At 62.1% G+C, this 23,003-nt stretch carries 18 protein-coding genes; 9 read left to right on the forward strand and 9 right to left on the reverse strand.

Annotation, left to right across the window (positions count from 1 at the left end; translation table 11 throughout):
• Window positions 1–47: 47 nt before the first annotated feature.
• Window positions 48–1,859, forward strand: coding sequence for a hypothetical protein (locus DQG19_RS01685; RefSeq protein ID WP_116124486.1), 1,812 nt, complete (start codon window positions 48–50; stop codon window positions 1,857–1,859).
• Here DQG19_RS01685 and DQG19_RS01690 read toward each other — a convergent pair.
• Window positions 1,843–2,931, reverse strand: coding sequence for a glycoside hydrolase family 113 (locus tag DQG19_RS01690; protein WP_116124487.1), 1,089 nt, complete (start codon window positions 2,929–2,931; stop codon window positions 1,843–1,845). The genes DQG19_RS01685 and DQG19_RS01690 overlap by 17 nt on opposite strands.
• Window positions 2,931–3,836, reverse strand: coding sequence for a glycerophosphodiester phosphodiesterase family protein (locus DQG19_RS01695; protein ID WP_157974267.1), 906 nt, complete (start codon window positions 3,834–3,836; stop codon window positions 2,931–2,933). Before DQG19_RS01695 ends, DQG19_RS01690 begins: the two co-directional genes overlap by 1 nt.
• Before the next feature lie 112 nt (window positions 3,837–3,948).
• Here DQG19_RS01695 and DQG19_RS01700 point away from each other — a divergent pair, with 112 nt between their 5' ends.
• Window positions 3,949–4,728, forward strand: a complete 780-nt coding sequence (locus DQG19_RS01700) for a sterol desaturase family protein (RefSeq protein WP_116124488.1) — start codon at window positions 3,949–3,951, stop codon at window positions 4,726–4,728.
• Here DQG19_RS01700 and DQG19_RS01705 read toward each other — a convergent pair.
• A complete protein-coding gene (locus tag DQG19_RS01705) occupies window positions 4,695–5,366 on the reverse strand; it encodes a class I SAM-dependent methyltransferase (RefSeq protein WP_116124489.1) in 672 nt (223 codons plus the stop codon). The genes DQG19_RS01700 and DQG19_RS01705 overlap by 34 nt on opposite strands.
• An 87-nt stretch (window positions 5,367–5,453) precedes the next feature.
• Here DQG19_RS01705 and DQG19_RS01710 point away from each other — a divergent pair, with 87 nt between their 5' ends.
• Together DQG19_RS01710 and DQG19_RS01715 are read left to right on the forward strand one after the other, a co-directional pair.
• A complete protein-coding gene (locus tag DQG19_RS01710) occupies window positions 5,454–6,461 on the forward strand; it encodes a Smr/MutS family protein (protein ID WP_116124490.1) in 1,008 nt (335 codons plus the stop codon).
• Window positions 6,462–6,519: 58 nt separating this feature from the next.
• On the forward strand, window positions 6,520–7,299 hold the full coding sequence (locus tag DQG19_RS01715; RefSeq protein ID WP_116124491.1) for a flagellar motor protein MotB: 780 nt from the start codon (window positions 6,520–6,522) through the stop codon (window positions 7,297–7,299).
• Here the strand turns inward: DQG19_RS01715 and DQG19_RS01720 are convergent.
• The 3 genes from DQG19_RS01720 to DQG19_RS01730 all read right to left on the reverse strand — a co-directional run bounded on the left by DQG19_RS01720 (window position 7,265) and on the right by DQG19_RS01730 (window position 12,236).
• Window positions 7,265–8,992: a hypothetical protein gene (locus tag DQG19_RS01720; protein WP_116124492.1), complete on the reverse strand. Its 1,728-nt coding sequence runs from the start codon at window positions 8,990–8,992 to the stop codon at window positions 7,265–7,267. The two genes, DQG19_RS01715 and DQG19_RS01720, sit on opposite strands and share 35 nt — an antisense overlap.
• A gap of 65 nt (window positions 8,993–9,057) precedes the next feature.
• Complete coding sequence (locus tag DQG19_RS01725; RefSeq protein ID WP_116124493.1) at window positions 9,058–10,116, reverse strand: PA0069 family radical SAM protein; 1,059 nt, start codon at window positions 10,114–10,116, stop codon at window positions 9,058–9,060.
• Between the two features lie 2 nt (window positions 10,117–10,118).
• On the reverse strand, window positions 10,119–12,236 hold the full coding sequence (locus DQG19_RS01730; protein ID WP_116124494.1) for a heavy metal translocating P-type ATPase: 2,118 nt from the start codon (window positions 12,234–12,236) through the stop codon (window positions 10,119–10,121).
• A 71-nt stretch (window positions 12,237–12,307) separates the two neighbouring features.
• Between DQG19_RS01730 and DQG19_RS01735 the strand changes: the two genes are divergently transcribed.
• Window positions 12,308–13,132, forward strand: a complete 825-nt coding sequence (locus DQG19_RS01735) for a phosphopeptide-binding protein (protein WP_116124495.1) — start codon at window positions 12,308–12,310, stop codon at window positions 13,130–13,132.
• An 85-nt stretch (window positions 13,133–13,217) separates the two neighbouring features.
• On the opposite strand, the gene DQG19_RS01740 is transcribed toward DQG19_RS01735, so the two are convergent.
• Window positions 13,218–14,801 carry an alanine/glycine:cation symporter family protein gene (locus DQG19_RS01740; protein ID WP_116125163.1) on the reverse strand — a complete coding sequence of 528 codons (1,584 nt, stop codon included), beginning with the start codon at window positions 14,799–14,801 and terminating at the stop codon, window positions 13,218–13,220.
• Between the two features lie 136 nt (window positions 14,802–14,937).
• Here DQG19_RS01740 and DQG19_RS01745 point away from each other — a divergent pair, with 136 nt between their 5' ends.
• The 4 genes from DQG19_RS01745 to DQG19_RS01760 all read left to right on the forward strand — a co-directional run bounded on the left by DQG19_RS01745 (window position 14,938) and on the right by DQG19_RS01760 (window position 20,157).
• On the forward strand, window positions 14,938–15,525 hold the full coding sequence (locus DQG19_RS01745) for an RNA polymerase sigma-70 factor (RefSeq protein WP_116124496.1): 588 nt from the start codon (window positions 14,938–14,940) through the stop codon (window positions 15,523–15,525).
• A gap of 112 nt (window positions 15,526–15,637) precedes the next feature.
• Entirely contained in the window at window positions 15,638–16,495 is an 858-nt protein-coding gene (locus DQG19_RS01750) for a FecR family protein (protein WP_116124497.1), read from the forward strand.
• Window positions 16,496–16,507: 12 nt separating this feature from the next.
• Window positions 16,508–19,201 (forward strand): TonB-dependent receptor, encoded by a 2,694-nt coding sequence (locus DQG19_RS01755; protein ID WP_116124498.1) that lies wholly within the window; start codon window positions 16,508–16,510, stop codon window positions 19,199–19,201.
• Between the two features lie 23 nt (window positions 19,202–19,224).
• Window positions 19,225–20,157, forward strand: coding sequence for a DUF4249 domain-containing protein (locus DQG19_RS01760; RefSeq protein WP_116124499.1), 933 nt, complete (start codon window positions 19,225–19,227; stop codon window positions 20,155–20,157).
• A 9-nt stretch (window positions 20,158–20,166) separates the two neighbouring features.
• Here DQG19_RS01760 and DQG19_RS01765 read toward each other — a convergent pair whose 3' ends face one another.
• Window positions 20,167–20,751 carry an RDD family protein gene (locus tag DQG19_RS01765; protein WP_157974268.1) on the reverse strand — a complete coding sequence of 195 codons (585 nt, stop codon included), beginning with the start codon at window positions 20,749–20,751 and terminating at the stop codon, window positions 20,167–20,169.
• A 22-nt stretch (window positions 20,752–20,773) separates the two neighbouring features.
• On the reverse strand, window positions 20,774–22,837 hold the full coding sequence (gene dnaG / locus DQG19_RS01770; RefSeq protein WP_116124501.1) for a DNA primase: 2,064 nt from the start codon (window positions 22,835–22,837) through the stop codon (window positions 20,774–20,776).
• Window positions 22,838–23,003 lie beyond the last annotated feature (166 nt).

A 23,003-nucleotide genomic window follows, 5' to 3' on the forward strand; every position in this document is an offset into this window, starting at 1 on the left:
TGTCCGCCCTAAGGTACTAAGGCCCGGCGGTCCGTACCTTCACGGCCGTGAAGGTATCCGCTCCCCTGGCGCTCTGTATCTGCTACCTCGTACTGGTGGCAACCAATCTGTACTATCCCAAATGGCAGCACGCCGGTACCGAGGCTACCCTGAGTTACGATGTCTCGGGTTACTATCTGTACCTGCCCGCCGCCTTCATCTACGATGACCTGCGGGAAGTTACCTTTCTACCCGATATCATCGAAACCTACGCACCGACCTACGATCCCTACCAGACCTACGCGCACGCCAACGGCAATCAGGTGATGAAATACAGCGTGGGGCAGGCCGTGCTCTACCTGCCGGCCTTCGTGGTGGGGCACCTATACGCCAGCGCCGTGGATGCCTATCCCGCGGACGGATTTTCGCGGCCCTACCAGGTGGCGATTTCCGCGTGGAGCCTGCTGGTAGGTTTTCTGGGGCTCTTCGTGCTGATGCGAACTTTGCGGCCGTACTTCCCGGAAACGGCGGTTGCCCTTAGCCTGCTGATCATCACGTTGGGAACCAACTACCTCAACTATACGGCCATCGACGGGGCCATGACGCACAACTACGTCTTCACCCTCTATGCCTTGCTGCTGTACGCCTCCCATCGGCTGTACGTTCCCCGCACCCGCGGGCCCGCCCCTTACCTGTTTCCGGTGGTCGGCCTGCTGATCGGCCTGATGGCGCTTACGCGGCCCACCGAGATCCTGGCCGTACTGATCCCGCTACTGTGGGGCATGCCCCCTACCCGGGCGGGGGTCCGGCAGCGCATTGACTTTCTCCGTCGCCAGCTGGGCGGCGTGGCCGTGGCGGCGGCCCTGTGCATACTTGTAGGTTCCCTGCAACTCGTCTATTGGAAATACGTGACGGGCAGCTGGATTGAGTACAGCTACCAGGACCAGGGATTTGACTTCCTGCGCCCTCATCTAGTTAACGGACTGTTCAGCTACAAGGCTGGCTGGCTTACCTACACCCCGGTTATGTGGCTGGCCGTGTTCGGATTTATCGCGCTCTGGAAACAGCGGCCTGACCTGCTTCCCGCCACGCTGCTTCACTTTCTGCTCTTCATCTACGTCGCCTTTTCATGGAGTATTTGGTGGTACGGGGGCAGCCTCGGTCAGCGCACCATGGTACAGGCCTACGCCGTGCTGGCTTTTCCACTGGCGGCTACGCTGACGTGGGCCGGCCAACGCCGCAGGTGGGTGAAACTGGGACTCGCGGCCCTGGTCGTCTTCTGCGTAGCCCACAACCTGTGGTTCACCCACCAGGCCCACCGGGGCGGACTCTTCGTCACGGAGTGGATGAACCGCTCCTACTACTGGCGGACGCTCTTCACCTTCGACATCGACCACGACGACAAGCTGCTGCTGGATAATCCCGAGTTCTTCCGGGGCACGGTCGTCCGGTCCGATACCCTCTACCAAACGGGTTTTGAAGACCACTCCCCCGCGGACTGCGGACTGGAACCGTTGAACGGCCGCGGCGCATACTGCCTGACGGGTGATATGCAGGGGACGGAAGAATTTCACGTGCCGGGGCCCTTCGGTGCCCGACAGTGGGTACGGGCCGAGGCCACCTTCCTGTCCCCCAACCAGCGGTGGAATATTCACCAGTCCGCCCAATTCGTGCTGCGCTTCTATGCGGGAGGCGAACGGGTCAAGGAACGCATCGTGCGCGTACACCGCGTCCTGAACTACAGTTCCCAACGCCGGATAGCCATCGAAGCCCGGGCACCCTACGAGGGAGCCGACTCAGTGGCGGTGGCGGTCTGGAACGGCGGATCTTCGCAGCCGCCCCTCCTACTCGACGATCTCGTGGTTACGACCCTGGAGTAACCGCTGTGGAAGGATACGCGTAGAGCCGCGTAAGAATATCCGCAGCCGGCTTACCCCCGGGGACAAACCCGGTCTGCCGCTCGTCCCGGCTCTCCCGGTGGCCCAGGTACGACGGCCACTTCCAAACGAACATGGCCTGCAGCCGGTCCGATTCCCGGGCCGCGGTCGACAGGGCGACGTAACACCGCGCCTGAGTCTCCAGGCTTTCACCCCGGTCCGCGGCCTCCGCGTGGGGGTTCTGCCAGGCGCGGTCTACCGAGCGGTATCCGACCTCGGTCAGCCAGAGGGGCCGCTCGTGAACGCGGCTTATGCTGTCCGCCAGCTGCATCCACCGCCGCGCGCCCGCCAGTAAGTCGGCATCCGTGGGAGCCTCCGCGGTTGAGAGCGGGTAGTAGCTGTTCAACCCCATGGCATCCAGGTCTTCCCAGAAGGACAGTCCCTCGAACTCCTCGCCCCAGTTGGCGGCGTACGTGAGCCGCCCCCCGTACACCTGCCGTAGCTCGGCGATCAGCTGCCGCCAGCGGGCGGGGTGCTTGCGGGTGGTCTGCACCAGTTCGGTGCCGATGCAGAGGGCCTCGATGCCTTCCGCCTCGGCCATGACGGCGTAGTGGTGCATCCATGCCCCGTAGGCGTCGAAGAAGCGGTCCCAATCTGCGTCCGTAGTGAAATCCACCTCTCCGGGCCACGCACCCCGTATCCAGATCTGCGGCTTGAGCATGATGCTGAACCCGCGGTCGTGCGCTTGCCGGATCGAAAAGCGCACGGCGCTGTCGTTCTCCGCGCCGTAGTGCCCCGGCACCGGCAGGGAATCGATGCGGTGCGGGTCACGCATAAAGGTATAGGGCACGATAGCTATCGCATTGACATTCAATTTTTTAAGGCTGTCGATCGAAGGTCCCACCAGATCCCCTCCGTACCCGTTATGACCGCGGTAGCCCTCGTGGGCGAATGTCATGCCGCGCAGAAAGTCGGCGGGCAGCTCGCGCGCCGCGGCGGTGCGTACGGGAGCCGGGGCCCGGTTGCAGGCCAGGAAAAGCAGTAAAAAGATGAGGGGGGACAGCGGGCGAACCATCAGCGTCCCGTGCTCACCCCGGCGATGCGGTCCGGATAGTCCGTGATGATCCCGTCGACGCCCATGCCTACCAGGACCTCCATCCGGTCGACCTGGTTCACGGTCCAGGGAATCACCCGCATGCCCAGCGCATGGGCCGCTTCCACCACCTCGGTAGTGAGGCCCTGCTCCCAGGGACTGTAAATTTCGGGGACGAAGCCCAGCGCTTCCATCTTCTCGCCGACCCCACCCGGGGCTTCGTCGAGGTAAGCCAGGGAGATGTCCGGCGCTAGGCGGTGCAGCACGGCCAGGGTCGGGGGATCGAAGCACTGCAGATTCACCAGCTCGGGCTTACCCCAGGCGGCTACGTCCTCCAGCACCAGGCGCGCGAAGGTTTCCCGGTCGGGGACCAGGGCCGGCTCCCAGTCGGGCTGGTATTTAAGTTCAATGTTGTAGCGGGGCGTGGGTCGCCCCTGCTGCACGCAGTAGCGGTCTACGGCAGCAAAGACGGCGGCTAGCGTAGGCTTCGCGGCGGGCCGACGCTGCTGTTCGGGGAAGCGGGGGTGCGGCAGTTGGCCGCAGTCGTAGGCCTCGATCTCGCGGGCGGTCAGCTGTCGCAGGCTGACGGTATCCGTAATGCGTCCGCCATCGGGGGTCTGGCAGAGCGTAGGTTCCATGTAGGGATCGTGGGAGACGATTACCCGGTCGTCGGACGAGATGACCACGTCTAGCTCGAGCGTGACGACCTCGGGGTAGCTAAGCGCGCGCAGAAATGCGGGAATGGTGTTTTCGGGCAGGAGGCCGCGGGCACCGCGGTGTCCCTGCCAGTCGAATGGGGGGACGGGGGCATTCGTCATACGGGGAGTGGTACACGCCAGCAGGAGTAGCGGCAGCAGGAGGGTGGTATATTTGCGGATGCGGAGCAAGGTTCGCTGTTGAGGTTGCCGGCAGCTGGCCGGAACGCTAAGATACGGACGCGGTCCGCAGCCGCACCGGTTTCCCCTTCGGCAGCCGGCTACCCCTTTTAACCCCCTCGCCATGCTCTCCCACTGGCTATTCTGGATCGGGGCGCTATTCGGCGTCATCTTTCTGCGTTACCTCCTCTTCAGCGGCGGCTACCACTACCTGCTGCGCCTCCGCCTGCGCGAGCGGCTGCGCCACCGCATTTTTCACTACGAAGTGGGCGCCGGAGCGCAGGTGCAGCGGGAGATCTGGCGGTCGGCCGTCGTTTCCCTCATCTTTGCCGTGTTCGGAATTGCCGTACTCTTCCTGTGGCAGGAGGGGTATACCCGCCTGTACCTGAGTCTGGATTCGGGCCGGGACGTTTGGTGGCTTGTCGCGGGACCGGTACTCTTCCTGCTCATCCAAGAAACCTACTACTACTGGGTCCACCGCTGGATGCACCGCCCGGGCATCTACGAGCGCGTCCACCGGTGGCACCACGAGAGCATCGAAACTACGGCCTGGACCGCCTTCAGCTTCCACCCCCTCGAAGCCCTGTTGCAGGCGGTATTCCTCCCCCTGAGCGTGCTGCTCATCCCCATGCACGCCCTGGCGTTCCTGACCCTGCTGGCGGTGATGACCCTCTCGGCCACCATCAACCACGCGGGTGTCGAGGTATTTCCCGCCTCCTGGGGTCGCCTGCCGCTGCTCCGCGGCCTCATCGGTGCCACCCACCACGACGTGCACCACAAGCAGGCCCGGTACAACTTCGGGCTATACTTCACCTTCTGGGACAAATGGATGGGGACCGAAAGTCCACGCTTCACGCAGCGTTTCCGGCGCTATACGGATCCGGACGAACTCCCTTCCCACTGACAAACCCATGCCCGGTAGTCAAAGATCGGGGTCGTGCGCAACAGCGTTTCCCGCTCGATCCGCCAGCCACGACGGCGCAGCGCCTCCCGGTAGGCAGCGGGGCGGTGCTGCTGCGGATGGAGGGCGTCGCCGGGTACGGCCCGGAACAGGTGATAAAGCGCGCCGAACCGGTGTACGTCGCTGCTAAGGATCATGCGGGTACCAGGCCGGGCCAGCTGGGTGAGCCGGTCGAGGCACTGCTCCCAGTCCGCGACGTGATTGATGGCGTTGAAGCAGTAGATACAGTCGTAGGGGTCCAGGCGCCCGGCGGCCTCCAGGGGCAACGGCAGGAAACGGACCGCGGGATAGTGGGCCCGGTCGAACACCGGTAGCTCCTCGTACTGCACCAGGAGGGGATCCAGGGCCGTGATGCGCTGCCGGTCGTGCAGCAGAATGAAGATACCCGCCGGCCCGCAACCGGCGTCCAGGGTCCGGACCCCGGGTTGCACCTCCCACTCCAGCTGATCGAGCACCCGCTGCCAGTAGGCGCGCTTGTCGCGGAGATATTCTCCCGGGGGGCGCCGACGGAGGTAGCGGCGCCACCAGCGTAACTCCAAAAACTGGGCCAGGCGCCACCGCGGGGATGAGGGTGCGGACATGCCGCCAAGGTAGGCAAGCAAATCGGGAGGTCGGCACAACTTCGGGGGCCGGCAATCCTTTACACAGACAACTCAAGCAAGCCCGCCATGACCTTTACTACCGGCGACCGCGTCACCCTGTTGCGCACCGGAAAATCCGGAACCGTATCCGCCGTCCTCGAAAAGGACATGTTCCAGGTCCGGCTCGACGGCGGCCTGGGCCACCTGCCCGTACCGGGCCACGCCATGGCCCCCCTCGACGGCAGCTCCACCGCCGCCGACACCCCCGCCCCCGATGCCCCCTCCGAACGCCGGAATAGCACCCACGATACGGGTATTCACCTCGCCTTCGATCCGATTTTCGACGAATCCGGTGAGCCCGAACGGTACCAGCTGTACCTCATAAACGGTACGGGGAGCAAGATCCTTTATGAAATCAAGGTACTGACCGGAGAACGGTCGCGCACCTCCAAGTTCGGCCCCCTGGGCGCCTACGAGAAAAAATCCCTGGCCGACGTTCCCTACGGCTTCCTCAACGAACGGCTGGCCGTAGACCTTGACGTACGGGCGGTCGTGGAAGGAGGTACCGGGCCGAGGCACTTTCACCAGGTAAAGGTGCGCCCCAAGCAGTTCTTCAGCAGCTACCGTGAAGTGCCGGAACTCAGCCGCGGGGCTCACCTGTTCACGGTCTTTCCCCACCTGGAAGCGGTCTCCGTAGCCGACCGCAACAGCGGTACCAGCCTGCGGGAACTGACGCGCGCCCAGCTCAAGAAGCAGCCGCAGAGCGCCGCCGCACCGCCTCGGCTCTCCAGCCTGGAAGCCCGCAACGCCTTCAACCCGGTGCTCGACCTCCACCTAGAGGCCCTGGTCGAAGATCCCAAGGCAATAGCCCGCGACAAGGTCCTTTCCACCCAGCTGGAACACTTCGACCGCTTCATCGACAAGGCGCTGCGCCTCGACGTCGAGCGTGTCGTCATCGTACACGGACTGGGCAACGGCATCCTCAAGACCGAACTGCACCGGAAGCTGGAACATACCCCCTTCGTAAAGAAATTCGCGAACGAATACCACCCTAAATACGGTTACGGGGCCACCGAGGTGATCTTCGAATCCTGACCGTCTCCGGATGCGCTATCGCGAATATCCGCGTTATTGCAGCCTAAACGTATACCAAATGAAATACCTGACCATCGCCCTGCTGCTGCTTCCCCTGCTCAGCTGTAACAAATCCAAGATCACCGAGCTGGAGACCAAGCTCAGCAGCGCCGAGCGCGAGAATGAACTCCTCCAGGGGCAGCTGGCCAGCGTGCAGCAGACCAACGGCGATTTGCTCAACCGGATGGAAGACCTCTCCGTGATCAGTAAGGAAGGCGCGACCAGCATCCGCGAAAGCCTGCAGTCCATCAGCGGGCAAACCAGCCGTATCAACGAGCTTAACCGCAGTATCCAGCGCAAGGACAGCATGAACCTGGCCTTGGTGATGAACCTCAAGCGCAGCCTTGACAACATCAACGACGATGACGTACACGTAGAGGTCCGCGGCGGCAAGGTCCACGTGAGCATCAGCGACAACCTGCTGTTCGCCAGCGGATCCTCCCGCCTGAACCCCGCCTCGGAACGGGTACTGGACAAGGTGAGCCGCGTACTCAACGACCACAGCGACCTCAGCATCATCGTGGAGGGACACACCGACAACGTGCCCATCCGCAGCAATTCCATCAAGGACAACTGGGAATTGAGCACCATGCGGGCCGCCGCCGTGGTACGGGAACTGGTCACCGACTTCGGCGTCGACCCCTACCGGCTTACCGCCGCCGGCCGCGCCGATAACGACCCGCGCGCCGATAACGGAACTGCCGAGGGTCGCGCCCGGAACCGGCGGACCGAGATCGTCATCACCCCCGCCCTCGACGAATTCTTCAACCTTGCACAGGATCCGGGGATAAACGGCTAGGGGGCAGCGAAGGGGTGGCAGGCACCACGATGCGCGGTACGGCGAGGCGGGCACTAAGCGGCCGCCGGCATACGCTGTATCCATCCTTTACCGGTAGATTGAGTTCCGCCTCCACATGGAACGTGCGCATCGTGCGGTCGTCGATGAGTTGTAGCGGCCAGCTGCGCTCGCTCTCCAGGGTCACGCTGAGTACGGCGCGGCGGGCATCATAAGTAGCCTCCACCACCCGTGCGTCGAGCACCGTATCGCCGACGGTTCCAATGCGCAGGGAGCGGGCATCGAAGCGGCCTGCGGCGTCCAGCGGGTTCTCCTGATCTTCTATGTTGAGCGTAAGGTGCCACTGAAAGGCGTACTGACCGGTATTCCGGCGGTGCAATTCGAAGCGCGAGCCGGCCAGGTCGACGAGGGGATGCGCCGAGACGGTCAGGTCCTGCCCTACGGGGATGCGCAGTGGCAACACGGGCCCCCGCGCCGGCAACACCAGCTCGTAGGACATGGGTACGGGAGTACGGCTGCCCGTATGGAATATCTCCGGAGCGGTGTAGCCCGTCACCGTAAAGGCCAATCCCGTTTCCGCCGCCTGCACCGACAGACTTGGTGGCGTTGCGTACGCCGCCCCGGTCAGGTTATGGAGTTCCCAGCCGGCACCGGCGAGGCTCGCCGGCAGTCCCCGCACCACCACGGTCTGCTGGTGACTGGCCGCCTCCCGGAGGGGGGACACATCCACCGCCACCGCGCCCGTCGTGGCGAAGTAGTCGGCGATCTCCGCCGGACCGGGAAGGCGGTAGTACATGCTTTCCCGGGTATACGGCCCCGCGAAGTCGGTGTAGACGATGGTTTCCCAGTCGCTGGCGGCGAAGTCATTGGTGCTTTCGCGCCGGTGGCTTAGCTGGCTATTAATCTTGGCGGATAAGGGCAGGGAAACATTGAGGCCAACCGACTGCTCGGCGGCGATGACTTCCTGGCTCTCGGTCAGGTGCTTGATGGCGATCCCGTCGAACTGTCGCAGGTAGTAGGCTTCTCCGCCGTACTCGGGGTGCTCCTGGTAGAATTGCCAGAGGTGGACCATCAATTCGGTGGTCCGTGCGTCGTTGGCTCCCAGCACTTCCGACAGCGGACTCTCGAAGCTTCCCGCCATGGCGAGCACGCTACTGCTGCGGCGGGCGTCGGTATCGAGGGCGGCCGCGAAGGCGGCGTAGGGGGGCTTGAGACCGGCGTCCAGCGAAGCTTTAAGGTACCCGCCGCAATTTTTGGTGAGGACGAAGCTGTCAAACCCATCACGCGGCTGCGGCAACAGATTTACACCCAGCTCTTCGGGGAACAGCAGTTTGCCGGGACTGTAGTGGATGTCGTCGAGCGCGGCCGAGGTTTCAGCCGCGGAGAATACGTAACTGAGAAGATTGCCCCCGTTGATGTTGGCCTTTTCGACGCGGGTACGCAGCGTACGCTTCCCCAGGAAGGAAGCGATGTTTGGAGGGGTATAATCGCGACGCCCGGCAGGCTGGGCAAAGCCGCAAAAGGAGTAGTGCCGCTCGAAAACGTCCTGCAGCGCCCCGCCCAGGTGCAACCGGCTGTAGCCGCGCTCGGGGGGCCAGACCGGCTCCTCGGTTTTGCGCCGGCGCTGGGCCTCAGCGGGACTATAAGACAGAAAGGTACAGGCCAGGAATACCAGCAAAAGGCGGGTTGGGGTCATGCGCAGGCGGTAATAAAGTCGACAGCCATTTAAATGCTTTTCTCCGCTGCTTATTGTGTACCCGCCTACCAGAGCGAAAGCTGCGGTGGCCGCCTTCCCCGTTCGAAGGGTTCGAAGTCGTAGGCCGGCCACGGCCGGGGGACGGCAAAGAATTTCCGCTTGGCCAGGCGGTACTGCTGGCCAATGAGTTCGGCCAGGGCACCCTCCCCGTGGTGGCGGATACCGAACCGCTTTTCGCCGAGCTCCCCACCGCGGGTATCCCGAATGCGGTTAAGGATGCGGTCCGCGCGGTCCGGGTATGTCTTGTGTACCCAATCCGTAAAAATCTCCCCGATCTGGTCGTTAAGGCGTACCAGGCTGTAGCCGATCTTCCGGGCCCCGGCGGCGGCGGCCCGCTCGGCGATGCCCAGCAGCTCGTGGTCGGTGAGGCCGGGAATGACCGGTGCTATGTTCACCATGGTAGGGATGCCGGCCGCACTAAGCGTCTCCACCGCGCGGAAGCGCTGGGCGATACTGGCCGTGCGTGGTTCCAGCATTCGGCGCACGTCCTCGTCGAGGGTCGTGATGCTGAAACAGACGTGCACCAGGTTCTCGGCCGCCAGTTCCCGCAGCAGATCAAGATCGCGTATGATGAGGCTGTTTTTGGTGATGAGGCCCACGGGGTGGCGAAACTCGTTGAGTACCTCCAGGCAGCGACGGGTGAGTTGGAACTTGCGCTCCGCTGGCTGGTAACTGTCCGTATTACCCGACATCATGATCGGAAACGGTACATAAGACTTCTTGCGAAGGGCCGCCCGCAGGAGTGCCGGTGCCTCGGCCTTGTACAGCACCTTGGTTTCGAAGTCGAGGCCCGCGCTGTAGCCCCAGTAGGTATGGGTGGTGCGGGCGAAGCAGTACACACAGCCGTGCTCACACCCCTGATAACTGTTGAGGCCGTAGCCCTCACCCAGGTCTGGACTCGTGATCTTGTTCAGGATCGTTTTGGGGTGGGTGGGGATGTATTCGGTCCGCAACGCGTCCTCCGGGTCGGGCAGCTCGTCGTACCGCAGGTTGTGGTAGGGATTGTCGGGATTGAGCTGTGCGCCGCGCCCGGGACGCGGGGTATTCGGTCGGTCGGTCTCCACGGCTAGCGGGACTTGAGCCGTACCGCGTTGCCGATCACCACGACGTCGGAAAAGGCCATGAAGAGCGCGGCCCACATAGGATTCAGGTAACCGAGCGCGGCCAGTGGAATGGCCACGATGTTGTAGCTGAACGCCCAAAACAGGCTCTCCCGGATCGTCCGCACCGTCAGAGCGGCGATCCGTCGGCCTTCTACCAGGACCGAAAGTTCGTCGCGCATTAGCACGACCTGCGCCGCATCCAGGGCGGCGGCGCTAGCCCCCCCCAGGCTGATGCCCAGGTCGGCACGGCTCAGGGCGGCGGCGTCATTGATGCCGTCCCCTACCATTGCGGTGGGGGCCTGCTCGCTGAGGCGGGTGATCTGCTCCAGTTTCTGCTCGGGGCGCTGCTCCGCGTAGACCTCGTCGATGCCCACCGCCCGGGCGACGCGTTCCGCCTTGGCCCGGCGGTCGCCGGTAAGCAAAGCGGTAGTGATGTTTTGCTCGTGCAGGTCGCGGATGACCTCGCGGGCGCCGGGACGGACGGTATCGACCAGGGTAAACCAGGCCAGCACGGTATCCCCGCGCTTGAGTACCACATCTGCTTCCGGGCCGTCGCCCCGCACCGCACCGAGGTAAAAATCGCCGGCCGTCAGCCCGCGGCCGGGCGTCTCCTCTACGGTGAGGTCACCCGCGAACGCCCGGTAGGCGTCGCTTTCGGGGTGGGCCATTTCCTGTTTCCAGAGGTAATTACGGACCGAATGAGCGATAGGGTGGCTGCTGAACCCCTCCAGCTCGAAGACCAGGCGGTAAACGAGGGCGGAATCGGCCTCGGGTACGACGGTAAAGGAGCCAATTTCCAACTCGCCGGTAGTCAGGGTCCCGGTTTTGTCGAATACCATCTGGCGGATGCCGGCCAGCGTCTCCACGGTGCTCCCGCCGCGGATGAGCATTCCGGTCCGCGCCAGGCGGCCCACCCCGACCATCACGGCGGTAGGTGTAGCCAGTCCCATTGCACAGGGGCAGGAGATGAGCAGTACGGCGATTGCGTTCATCAGCGCCTGGGTAGCGGTGGCGTAGCCCGTGAGCCAGCCCACGACAAAGGTGAGCAGACTGATCCCGATCACCACCGGCACGAAGATCGCGCTGATGCGGTCGGCGAGGCGCTGCAGTTCCGGCTTGTCGCGCTGGGCGGTCTTGACGAGCTCGATGATGCGGGCCAGGGTACCGTCGCGGTAGGCCTCCGTGACTTCGTAGGTCGTTTGTCCGGCCACCACGGTACTCCCGCCGAGGAGGGTTTCCCCCACCCGCTTCTCTACGGGAAGGCTTTCGCCGGTCAGCATCGCTTCGTTGACGCTCAGGGTTCCCTCGCGGAGGATACCGTCGAGGGGGATGCGGTCACCGGTATTCACGCGCACCCGACTGCCCGGTCTGACCTCGTCGACGGGCAGCGTTACCAGCGTGCCGCTGGACATCAGTACGCAGGCCCGCTCTTCCTTGAGAGCGGTGAGTGCCCCGATGGAGGTGGTGGTCCGTTCGACGGCCCGCGCCTCCAGCCAATTGCCGACCAGCACCAGGGTGATGATGGTAGCCGCCGTCTCGAAGAAGTAGTACTGCGGGTTCTGCCAGTACAGCCCGATGAGGCTGTAGACGAAGGCCGCCGTGGCGCCGAGAAAGATAAGCACGTCCATGTTCAGCATGCCAGTACGCAGGCCCGACCAGGCCGACCGGCCGAAGTGCAGGCCCCCGACCAGGTAGACCGGAGCCGCCAGGGCCAGCTGTACCCAGCCGTTGTCGAGGGGAGAAGCCACCCCCGCCACCATCAGGAAATGATTGAGCAGCAACGGGAGCGTAAAACCCGCGCAGATCAGAAGCCGCTGTCGTGCCGTAAGCCCCGCGGCCTCGGCCACGGCCCCGTCGGAAGAATCTTCGACCACGGTATAGCCCAGCTTGCGGATACCCTCCTTCACCGCACCTGCGTCCAGCGCCGCATCGTCGCGCCGGTAGCGCACCTCACGGGTCTGAAAATTGACCATCACGTCTTCCAGTCCCTTGCGCTCGAGGTACCGCTGGATCGACATGGCGCAATTGTTGCAATCCATCCCGTCTACCTGCAATTCTATGATGTCTGAGCGCTTGGTCACGAACTAACGGTTGAGTTTTTACTTCTACCATTAACGCCCCACCGGGCAAAACAGTTACTTAAACCACATGTATGAAGACGCTATCTACACTTTTCCTCAGCCTGCTTCTCCTTGCCGCCTGCGGTGGAGACACTAAAGAAACCGAAATGGACCAGGGCGGCAACTCCGAGGAGGACGGTGCCATGATCGGCACCGGCAACCCCGATAATTCCGCTATTGACCTGACCGACATGCCCCCGACCGAAGGCTTCCCCAACGCCAGCATCGACGACTGGAACTACAGCGACGGGACCTTTAACTACGACGTAAGCGGCTACACCTTCGGCAAAATCACCGACGATGCCAGCCAGCTGATGTGTGCCAACTCGGACAAGGGGCAGCACGTCCACCTCATCATCGACAACGAGCCCTACATCGCACAGTACCAGCCTACGTTCGACGAGCCGATGGCCGACGGTGAGCACCACATCCTCACCTTCCTCAGCCGCAGCTACCACGAATCCATCAAGAGCGACGAAGCCCACCGCGCCGTGAAGGTCAACGTAGCCAACAACAACTTCACCAGCGAGGAAGACATCACCGACCCCATGCTATTCTACAGCCGCCCCAAGGGCACTTACGTGGGTCGCGAGCAGACCGAGAACGTAATGCTTGACTTTTACCCCGTCAACGCCACCATTGGTAGCGGTGATTACACGGTGAAGGCGACCATTAACGGAAAGGACTTCACGATCGAGGAGTGGAAGCCCTACTACATCACCGGACTTCCCATGGGAGAAAACACCGTGACGCTGACCCTGATGCAGGGCGACAGCATCGTGGACGCCCCCCTCAACCCCGTCCGCCGCACCTTTACGCTGGAGGCCGACCCCACCGAGACCGAGGCCAGCCGGTAGGTTTTCCTACTACCGCCCCACACAGAAACGCCCCGTACATCAGCTGATGTACGGGGCGTTTCTATGGGGCGCTACCGCGGGTGCGTTAGTCGTACCGGGCGATCTCGCCACTGGCAATGCGCGACCGGTAGCTGCGCAGGGCCCGACGCACGTTGGGCATCAGAATGTACAGACCGGCCACGTTGGGAAAACACATCGCAAAGATCATGGCGTCACCGAAGTCGAAGACGGCGGAGGCGGAGATGGCCGAGCCGATGACGACGAAGATGCAGAAGAGGATCTTGTAAATAGCTTCGTTGATTTTGGACTCACCGAAAAGGTAGGTCCAGGCCTTGAGCCCGTAATACGACCAGCTGATCATGGTCGACAGGGCGAAGAGGATTACCGCAAAGCTCAATACCACCGGGAACCAGCTGATGACGGATTCAAAGGCAGCACTGGTGAGGGTGATATCCCCTACCGTACCCGACACCTTGTTGTTGAAGGCGGCCTCGGCGCCGTAACCGCCGTAGTTGGTGATGATGATGACCAGGGCGGTCATGGTGCAGATGACCACCGTATCGATGAAGGGCTCGAGCAGGGCCACCACGCCCTCGCTCACCGGCTCGTCGGTCTTGGCGGCGGAGTGAGCAATAGATGCGGAACCGACGCCGGCCTCGTTGCTGAAGGCGGCGCGGCGGAAACCCTGTATGAGCACCCCGATGATACCGCCGTAGAGCGCATCGGCGTTGAAGGCACCGTCGAGGATCGTACCGAAGGCCGCGGGAATGTCGGTGAAGTGGTAGCCGAGTACCACCAGGGCACCCAGGACATAGACGCCCACCATAAAGGGCACAACCTTATCGGTTACTTTGGCAATACTTTTGATGCCCCCCAGGATGATGAGGCCTACGGTAAGGGCCATGGCTACGCCGAAGATCCATCCCCGGCCGTAGAAGAAGCTATCGACCCCGCCGGTAACCTCGGTCAGCTGTTGGGTAGCCTGGTTGATCTGTACCATATTGCCTCCGCCGAAGCTGCCGCCGATACAGGCAATGGAGAACATGCCGGCCAGTACCTTACCGAGGACGGCCCACCCCGGGCCCTTTTCGCGCAGACCCTTGTCCAGGTAGTACATAGGGCCGCCGGAGACGGAACCGTCGGCGTGTACGTCGCGGTACATGAGGCCGAGGGTACACTCGACGAATTTAGACGTCATACCGAGCAGGCCGGCGATGATCATCCAGAAGGTTGCGCCCGGACCGCCGAGGGCGACGGCGAAGGCTACGCCGGCGATGTTGCCGACGCCTACCGTACCCGAAAGGGCGGCGGTCAGGGCCTGAAAGTGCGATACTTCCCCCTGGTCGTCCGGATCGTCGTACTTACCGCGCACCACGTCCAGCGCGTGCTTAACGGCCGTGACATTAATGAAGCCCATGTAGACCGTAAAGACCAAGGCGCCGATAATCAGCCAGGGCAGTACGAAGGGGATTTCGAAGCCGGCAATGGTCACGGGATAGAATACGATGCCCTCCACCACGCGGGTGACCGGCTCGAAAACCGACTGAATTTTTTCGTCAATGGTGGGACCTGAGGGGGTTTCCAGGTCTGCTTGCACCGCGGGGTCCTGAGCGAAGGCGAGAAGCGGAAGAAAGAGAGTGAGCAGTAAGGATGCGCAGCGTTTGGCCATTTGGGATTGGGTCACGGGTAACTAGTCAAAGCCGTAAGGTAGCAACTTTATTAAAAGCTTAAAATACGGTGTGCGCTCGGCCGGCACCAGACCCTGTTGCTTTTACGTAGATATACTACCTTACCCACTCCAACCTATGCCACCGACCTCCACCGATACCGATACCGAGCTGTTTGCTTCCCTGCGGGATGGGGCCCCGGGCGCGCTCGACGAGCTCTTCCGCCGGTACTACGTGGACCTGTGCCGGGTTTCGGTTCGCTTCGTGGCCGACGGGGCGGCGGCGGAGGATATCGTACAGGAGACCTTCACCCGGCTGTGGACCAAGCGGCTGAGCCTTCCGCCCGACACCCAGTCCGTCGGGGCCTATTTACGACGGGCAGTGCGCAACCGCAGCCTGAACTATTTGCGCGACCGCAAACGCATCCCGGTTGACGACGGGGAACTGCCCGAACTGGCCGCCGATCTGGAACAACAACCCGGAGCCCGGCTGGAGTCGGCGGAGACCCGGCAACGGATCAATCACGCCATCGACCGCCTCCCCGAGCGTTGTCGCTTGGTCTTCGTCATGAGCAAGCTGGAGCACATGAGCCACCGTGAGATCGCTGATGCCCTGGATATTTCTGTAAAAACGGTAGAAAATCAAATGACCCGGGCGTACAAATTCCTGCGGGAATGGCTCGGGGTACTCGTCCTCCTATTTTGTCAGTATATATGCTTAAATTAGTCCCAACCCGTCAGCTGACGGACCAAATGCTGCCATCACCCGCAATCCGCTTAGGGGGGGTAGCCTACCTTTGGGGTCCCACCGACGAAGCTAACACTCACGCAACGTCCTAATGAGCTTGGAACAAAACGACATCGATCAGCTGGTCAAGAACTACCGGGAGGATTTTACCCCCGATGTCGAACAGGGTTTGCGCGCCCTTCACGGTCGGCTGACGCCCGTCCGGCGCCTGCGTCCGCGGAACAACGGCCGGCTATACGCTATTGCCGCCGCCGTGCTCCTGCTCCTTACCGCCGGCTATTTTGTTTTTGCCGACCGGGGCTTGACGGAGCTGCGCAACGATACCGGCCAGCTGGCCACCTACGAATTACCCGACGGAAGCTCCGTGGTGCTTCAGAGCGGCAGCGTCCTTCATTACTCCGCCAGCGATTTCAATACCGCCGAGCGCCGCCTTACCCTGGACGGTCAGGGTTTCTTCGAAGTTGCGCCCGACGCCGACCGCCCGTTCACCGTTTCAAGCGCTGTCGGGTCCGTGCGCGTTACCGGTACCGCATTCAATCTGCGGGCCCGTTCCTCCGAGCTGGAAGTGGAGGTGAGCGAGGGTACCGTACTGCTCCAACACGCCGGCCGGGAGATGCAGGTCAAGGCCCGTGAAGCGGCGCTGGCCGTCGATGGCGGTTCCATGGAACGCGAGGAAGCCCCCAACCTGAATCACCATGCGTGGCGCACGGGTGAGTTGCGTTTCGACCATACCCCCTTCGAGCAGGTTCTGGTCTACCTGAACGATAACTGGGGCATCGTTTGTACCTGGAAGGACGATACCACCTGCTCTTTTCCCGTCACCTCCAGCTACCATACCTCCGATGCCCGCTCGGTACTGGAAGATATCGCAGAACTGAATGGGGTCAAGGTCCGTTCCACCGGTACTGATGGCAAACATTTCGAGCTTACCGGCACCTGCTCCAAGTAAACACGCCCGGATATGACCTGGTCCCGCCTCCTCTGCACCCTGTTGCTGGTGGCCGGCTCCCTCGTGTCGCTTCTCGCCCAGGCCGACACCTTACCCGATAATTTTACCCTCACCCCCGGCGAACGGCCCCTAGAGGAAGTTCTGCTGGAGCTTACCGTGGCCGGTACCCAACTCAGTTTCCGGCCCGACCAGGTTGCCGGGGTTACCGTCAACGTGCCCCGCGGTCAGCGTACGGCGGAGGCGTGGCTGGAAGCGGTACTCGGCGGTACCGGCCTGACGTACCGCCGCGGCGCGGCGGGCTACCTCGTCTTCAGCGATACCGCCCTGACCGAGCGATCCTTTACGCTTTTCGGCATGGTTTCCGACCGGGAAACCGGCGAGCGGCTCATCGGAGCCACGGTTCAGTTGCCCGCAGAGGCCCGCGGTACCTACACCAACGAATACGGCTTCTATACCCTGCCGGTCACCGGCGGCCGGCTGTACGCGCGGGTCACCTACGTCGGTTACCTGCCGCAGGACGTCGACCTGCTGGTCCGCGGCGATACCCTCCTCGACCTGGCGCTGCAACCGAACCGCGAATTGCCGCAGGTGCTGGTCACCTCCTCTCCCGAAGCGGAAGGGGAAGCCCGCTACTTTGAAACCGGAACCCGCATCGGTCGCTCGGAAGTGACCCAGCTCGGAGGGGCTGCGGGGGAGGACGATCCCCTGCAACTTGCCCGCTTGCTACCCGGAGTGACCAGCGGGGCCGACGGGATCGGCGGCATCCTAATCCGCGGAAGCGAGGCGGGACACAACCTCATTCTGCTCGATGGAGTACCCGTTTACGGGCTGAGTCACGCCGGCGGACTGCTCAGCATCTTCAGTAATCAGGCCATCCGCCGTATCGACCTGTACAAGGACGCCCTGCCCGCGCGCTTCGGCGGACGCATCGGTGGAGTGATGGACGTACACACCCGCGACGGAAACCTCTACAACAACGAGCTTACGGTAGGCAGCAGCTTACTAAGCGGTCAGCTGGCTGCCGAAGGCCCCATCCGGGTAGGGGAAAGCTCATTCCTGGTCACCGGCCGCTACTTCTGGGCGAGCCGACTGCTCGAGCGCTTCAGCGAGGCGTACAAGCAAGACCGGGGCCGGCGTGGATCCACCGACTACGATGTCTACGACCTCAACCTGAAACTCAACCAGAAAGCGGGCAAGCGGGGCCGCGTATACCTTAGTCTGTATACCGGGCTCGATAACTACCAGAACGACAGCTGGCAATCCCAGTCCTTAAGCCATACGAACGAAGCGGGTACGGAATTTCGGTACACCACTCCTACCTACCGCTCCGAACGGGCCCGGTGGGGCAATACGGTCGGAGCCCTCCGCTACAACCACGTATTCAGCGACCGCACCTTCGGCAACTTCCGGGTTTCCTACTCCGACCTTCAAACGCGCTCCGCCTTCGAGCGCTACGACAGCATCCTTGAGCAATCCAATCGCATCTACGAGGGGCAACTCTTCAGCGGAATGTACTTCTCGGAAATCCGCCAGTTGGGAATTGCCTTTGACGGTCAGCACCGGGTGACGTCCTCCACGGACCTTCGCTTCGGAGCGCAGGGCAGCGTCCATCATTTCCTGCCCCAGCTGATGACGAGCGAAAGCAGCCTCAGCACCTACGAGCGGCCCGGAAACGAAGCTATCCAGCGCCCCGTCGAAGTGACTCCCTATTTGTCAGTGAGCAGTAAGTGGCGCAACCTGTACTATCGGCTGGGCATTCGCGCAAGTCTCTGGCAAACGGCGGACGCCCACTACTTCAACCTTTCCCCCCGCCTCCTGCTGGCGGGCCCGCTGTCGCCGCAGGTAGACTGGCAACTGAGCTACGACCGAACGGTACAATCCGTCCACCTGCTGAACAGCTTCGTGATCGGACTGCCCTCCGACCTCTGGATCCCGTCCACCGAACAGATCGCACCGGCCACCTCTCCCCAGGTGAGCGGTAAACTGACCTGGCGACCGCAGCCGGACTGGAACCTTACCGGATCCCTGTACCACAAGCGAATGAAGGGGCTGGTCGCTTACGCCGAGGGCCGGCAAAACTCCGAGACCTGGATCGACGACCTCAGTACGGGAACCGGCCGCGCCTACGGACTCGAAACCTCCGTGCAACGCAGCCGCGGCCGCCTGCGGGGCTGGCTGACCTATACCCTAGCCCGCAGCGACCGCACCTTCGACCGACGAATCAACCAGGGAATGACCTTCCCCTTCCGGTACGACCGGCGCCACGCCGTTAATCTTCTCTTAATTTATCAGCTCGGAGAGCGCACCACCCTCACGGGTAGTTGGCGGTACGAATCGGGACTGGCCTATAGCGTAAGCGTAGCGACCCGCTCCAATCCGACGAGCGAGGGGCCAGAGAATATTCCCGTCGTGCTGGAGCGAAACGGCTTCCGCATGCCGCCCAACCACCGCTTCGATCTTAACCTGCACACCGAGTTGAGTACTTCGGAGAGCAATATCACCCACGCGATCGACTTGGGCATCTATAACGTATACAACCGGCACAACCCCGTATACTATGAGACGCGGCCCGTGTATTCCGTGGAGGACGACGCCCCCGTCAGCCGGGAACAATTCTATCGGATCTATATCGCCCCGATCCTCCCCTCCCTCAGCTACCACCTCACCTTCGGGGCCCCGGCCCGGCCAACATTTGGAAGGCAGTAGACAAATCCCTATTTTTACAGGCGATGTGGAAAGCCCTCTTCGCCGGACTCATACGTCCTCTCAGCCTCGTGTGCCTGGGAGTGTTCGTGCTATGGTCGTGTGAGGAAGCGATCGAGCTGGACATCGAAATACCCAAGAGCCGGCTCGTCATCAACTCAAGCTTCGTCCCCCACCAGCCCGTTTCGCTAACGGTGACGGCGACCCGCCCGCGCGGCGGAGCCGCGGTGACCGAGATATCCGATGCCCAGGTCTCCCTGTTGGAGGGCAACGAACTGGCCGAGGAACTTACCTACCACCCAAATAAGGAGAGTGGACAAGGCGGGTACTACCGGACACTTGCATTTCGCCCCGAAGTCGGCCACGATTATACCATTCACGTATCGGTCCCCGGTTACGATCCTGTAACGGCCGTGTCCTCGATCCCCGAGTCGGTGCCGATCCGGGCGCTTTCCGTCTCGGAACTAAGCCGCCGTACCGAGGCCGGCGAGCAAATTTGCGATTACACCCTTTCGGTTGATTACGCCGACCCGGAAAACGAAACGAATTACTACGATCTGCGCATCAGCCAGCTGGTCATTCCCTTTGAGGTGAGTGCCGCGGGTGACACGATCCGGCGTACTCCGTATATCAAATCTATCCGCAGCCCGCAGAACCCCGTTGCGGAGCAACCCACGATTAGCCTCCTACTCCAGGATCGCGGTCCGGCGCCGCCGGTCAACCTGCGGCTCCAGAGTCGCCTGAACCCGGACCGCGAGCTGCTGGGCCGGGTCGTAGCCGAATTGCGCACGGTCTCGCCCGAGTACTTTTTCTACCAGCGAAGCCTAGCCCTGCCCATCGAATACCCCTCCATGGGGCTTGAGGAGCCAGTGATTTTCTTCAATAATGTCGAGAGTGGGCTGGGTGTCTTCGCCGGATACAATTCCGTTGAGAAGGACCTTTCCCTCGCGGATCAGTAGCGCCCCGCCTTATTCGGTTTCTCCGGCCTCCGCCGGTTGATGGAACACTACGAAGGTGCGCGCCCAACGATCGTGCAGGGTCCGGTTCCATGGATCCATGATCATCCAGACGGCCGAAAAGGTAGGCAGGTTATTTCCCAGGCTCACGAAGAAATTCTGCTGCAGCGGGAATTCATTGATGTAGTTGCTGTACGACCACACGTCGTCCACTTCGGCAAAGGAGGGCGACTGCATGACCCGGATGTAAACGAACAGCGTGATGAAGGCCGAGATTGCCCACGGGAGATAGCGGATGAAGCTCTGGTTGTACGTGATGCGCCGGCGACCGCCCATGGTCACGACCCGCAACCGTAGCGCAGCCTTGCCGGCCGTGCAGCCGAAGTGAGCCTCCGTGAGCGGTTTATACAAATGGTAGACCAGCCAGCACGCGATCACGCCGTAGAGCATCGGCTGCTCCACCTGGAAATAGTACATACCATAGACCAGGGGAGAGACCAGGAGAAAGTCTAGGACGAAGGCCGCAAGGCGGGGTACGAATCCCGCGGTGGGGACAGTAGTGGGGTCGGGAAGTTCCTGGATCGCTTGGGAAGTCACGCGCAGTTGGGATTAATCAGAATTACCGGCTCAAAACTACGGTACCCAGTTCCTTTGCCAGGGAGATCCGCATTTCGTCCAGTTTCATCTGCACTTTCATGTGGGTTTTCAGCTTCTCGAAGTTTCCCTCGCGCTGGTACCGGGCGATAAGCAAAGTATTCTCCTTGCCCTTGCGTTCGATCTTCTCCATACGGAATATGCGTAGGAACAGTTCGGCGGCAAGGCGTTGATTTTCGTCCGGCATCTTCTGGCTCAGCCGCAGGCCGTACTTCTCCTGCCAGTTGGGGCTATAGGTGTAGGGACTTGTCACGGCTTCCGTGGCCAGTTGCCGGATGCGTTCGTCGGCGTGACGGGTGTACCAGTCGGGGTCCGGTGCACCGCCGGTGGAGCGCAGGTGATCGGTTACCTGCTCTACGGCTTCCCGGTAGGTGGCCACGTCGAAATCGCCCAGCAGGTCGGCCACGTTGGCGGTCAGGAATCCGGCGATGGTCGTCTTCGTCGGCTCGTCGTACCACTTGTGGCCGTCGCGCACGAGCAGGTGGACGAAGTGTTGCTCCTGGTGTCCGTGGCCGATTTCTGGCTGCCGGGGTTCGGCGGCGGGACTACCTGCAACGGGAGGCGGCGCGCCACCGGCGGCCACGGGCCCCGGATCGTCGCTGGACGTGTCCAGCCAGGCGGGTTCGCTCAGCCCCCCCCAGTCATCCTCGGAGGTTGGGGGCGGCGGGGCGGAGGTCCCGCCGGAGCTACGCGCCTGCCGCCGCTGCTCTCGCTCAGCGGCCTTTTTGCGTTCGCTGCGGTGGTCCGCGATGGCACCGTTTACGAGGCCGACGAGCAGGCTCTCGTCGATCCCGAGTTTGGCACTGAACTGCTGGAGGTACCCCGCCCGTTTCAGCGGGTCCGTGACTAGGGCGAGCGTGCTGCTGATGTCCCGGATCGCCGCGCTGCGCGCGGCGACGTCGTCGCCCGCTTCCTCGAGCAGGATGTCGGCTTTGAAGAACAGGAAATCCTTGCGGGCATCCGTCAGGTACTGCTCGAATACAGTGACCCCGACCTCCTGCATGTAGCCGTCGGGATCTTTTCCCTCCGGCAGCACTACCACGCGCACATTGAGGTCGGCGGACAGCAGTACGTCCACGCCGCGCAGGGCTGCCTTGACCCCGGCCTTGTCGCCGTCGTAGAGGAGCGTAACGTTCTCCGTGAAGCGCTTTACCAGCTTGGCCTGCCCGGCGGTCAGGCTGGTACCCGACGTGGCCACTACGTTGCGGATGCCGCTCTGGTACAGGCTGATGACGTCGGTGTAGCCCTCCACCATGAAGATGTTATCGAGCTTTCGGACGGCCTGCCGTGCCTGGTACATTCCATAGAGGACGTCGGACTTATGGTAGACCTCGGTTTCCGGACTGTTGATGTACTTCGGTGCCTTGACGTCCTTTTTAAGTATCCGTCCGGCGAAGGCGATGGGCTTTCCGGCCAGGTTGTGGATCGTGAACATGACCCGGTCCCTGAAGAAATCGCGTCCGTTGCGGACCAGTCCGAGCTTCTCCAGCTGATCCTCCCCAAATCCGGCCGCCGTAGCCGCCTGCAGGAGACCGTCGCGCTGGTTGGGAGCGTAGCCCAGCCCGAACGTTTCGATCGCTTCCTTGCGGAATCCACGGGCGCGGAAATAGCTCAGGGCGATACTCTTGCCTTCGTCCGTATCCAGCAATTGCTCGGCGTAGTACTTGCGGGCGAAGTCGTTGGCGATGAGGAGGCTGTCGCGTTCCTGAAGCTCGGCGCGTACTTCCTCGCTTACTTCCGTTTCCTCCAGCTTGATATTGTACTTGCGCGCAATCCAGCGGATTGCATCGGGAAAACTGAGCTGTTCCAGCTCCATCAGGAACTTTACCGGGTCACCTCCTACCCCACAACCGAAACACTTGTATATATTGCGGGCGGGATTGACGTTGAACGACGGCGTCTTCTCGTTGTGGAACGGGCAAAGGCCCGAGTAGTTATTCCCCCGGCGGCGCAGATTGACGAAGTCACCCACTACGTCTTCGACGCGTGCGCTATCGATGACCTCCCGTACGCTCTCTTCCGTGATCATGCGGTAAAGGTACGGATAATGTTAGTCGGCTGAATGTCAGTAGTTGGCCAGGATGCAGAACGTAACCGTTTGAAGGCCAGTACGTTTAAAGAATTATTAACCTAATTTCAAGGTCAAACGCACATACTTTTTGCGCCGCCGTTTGTCTTATAGGTAAATAGCGGAG

The sequence above is a fragment of the Lewinella sp. IMCC34183 genome (assembly GCF_003390915.1).
In the GTDB taxonomy this organism is placed as follows: Bacteria; Bacteroidota; Bacteroidia; order Chitinophagales; family Saprospiraceae; genus Neolewinella.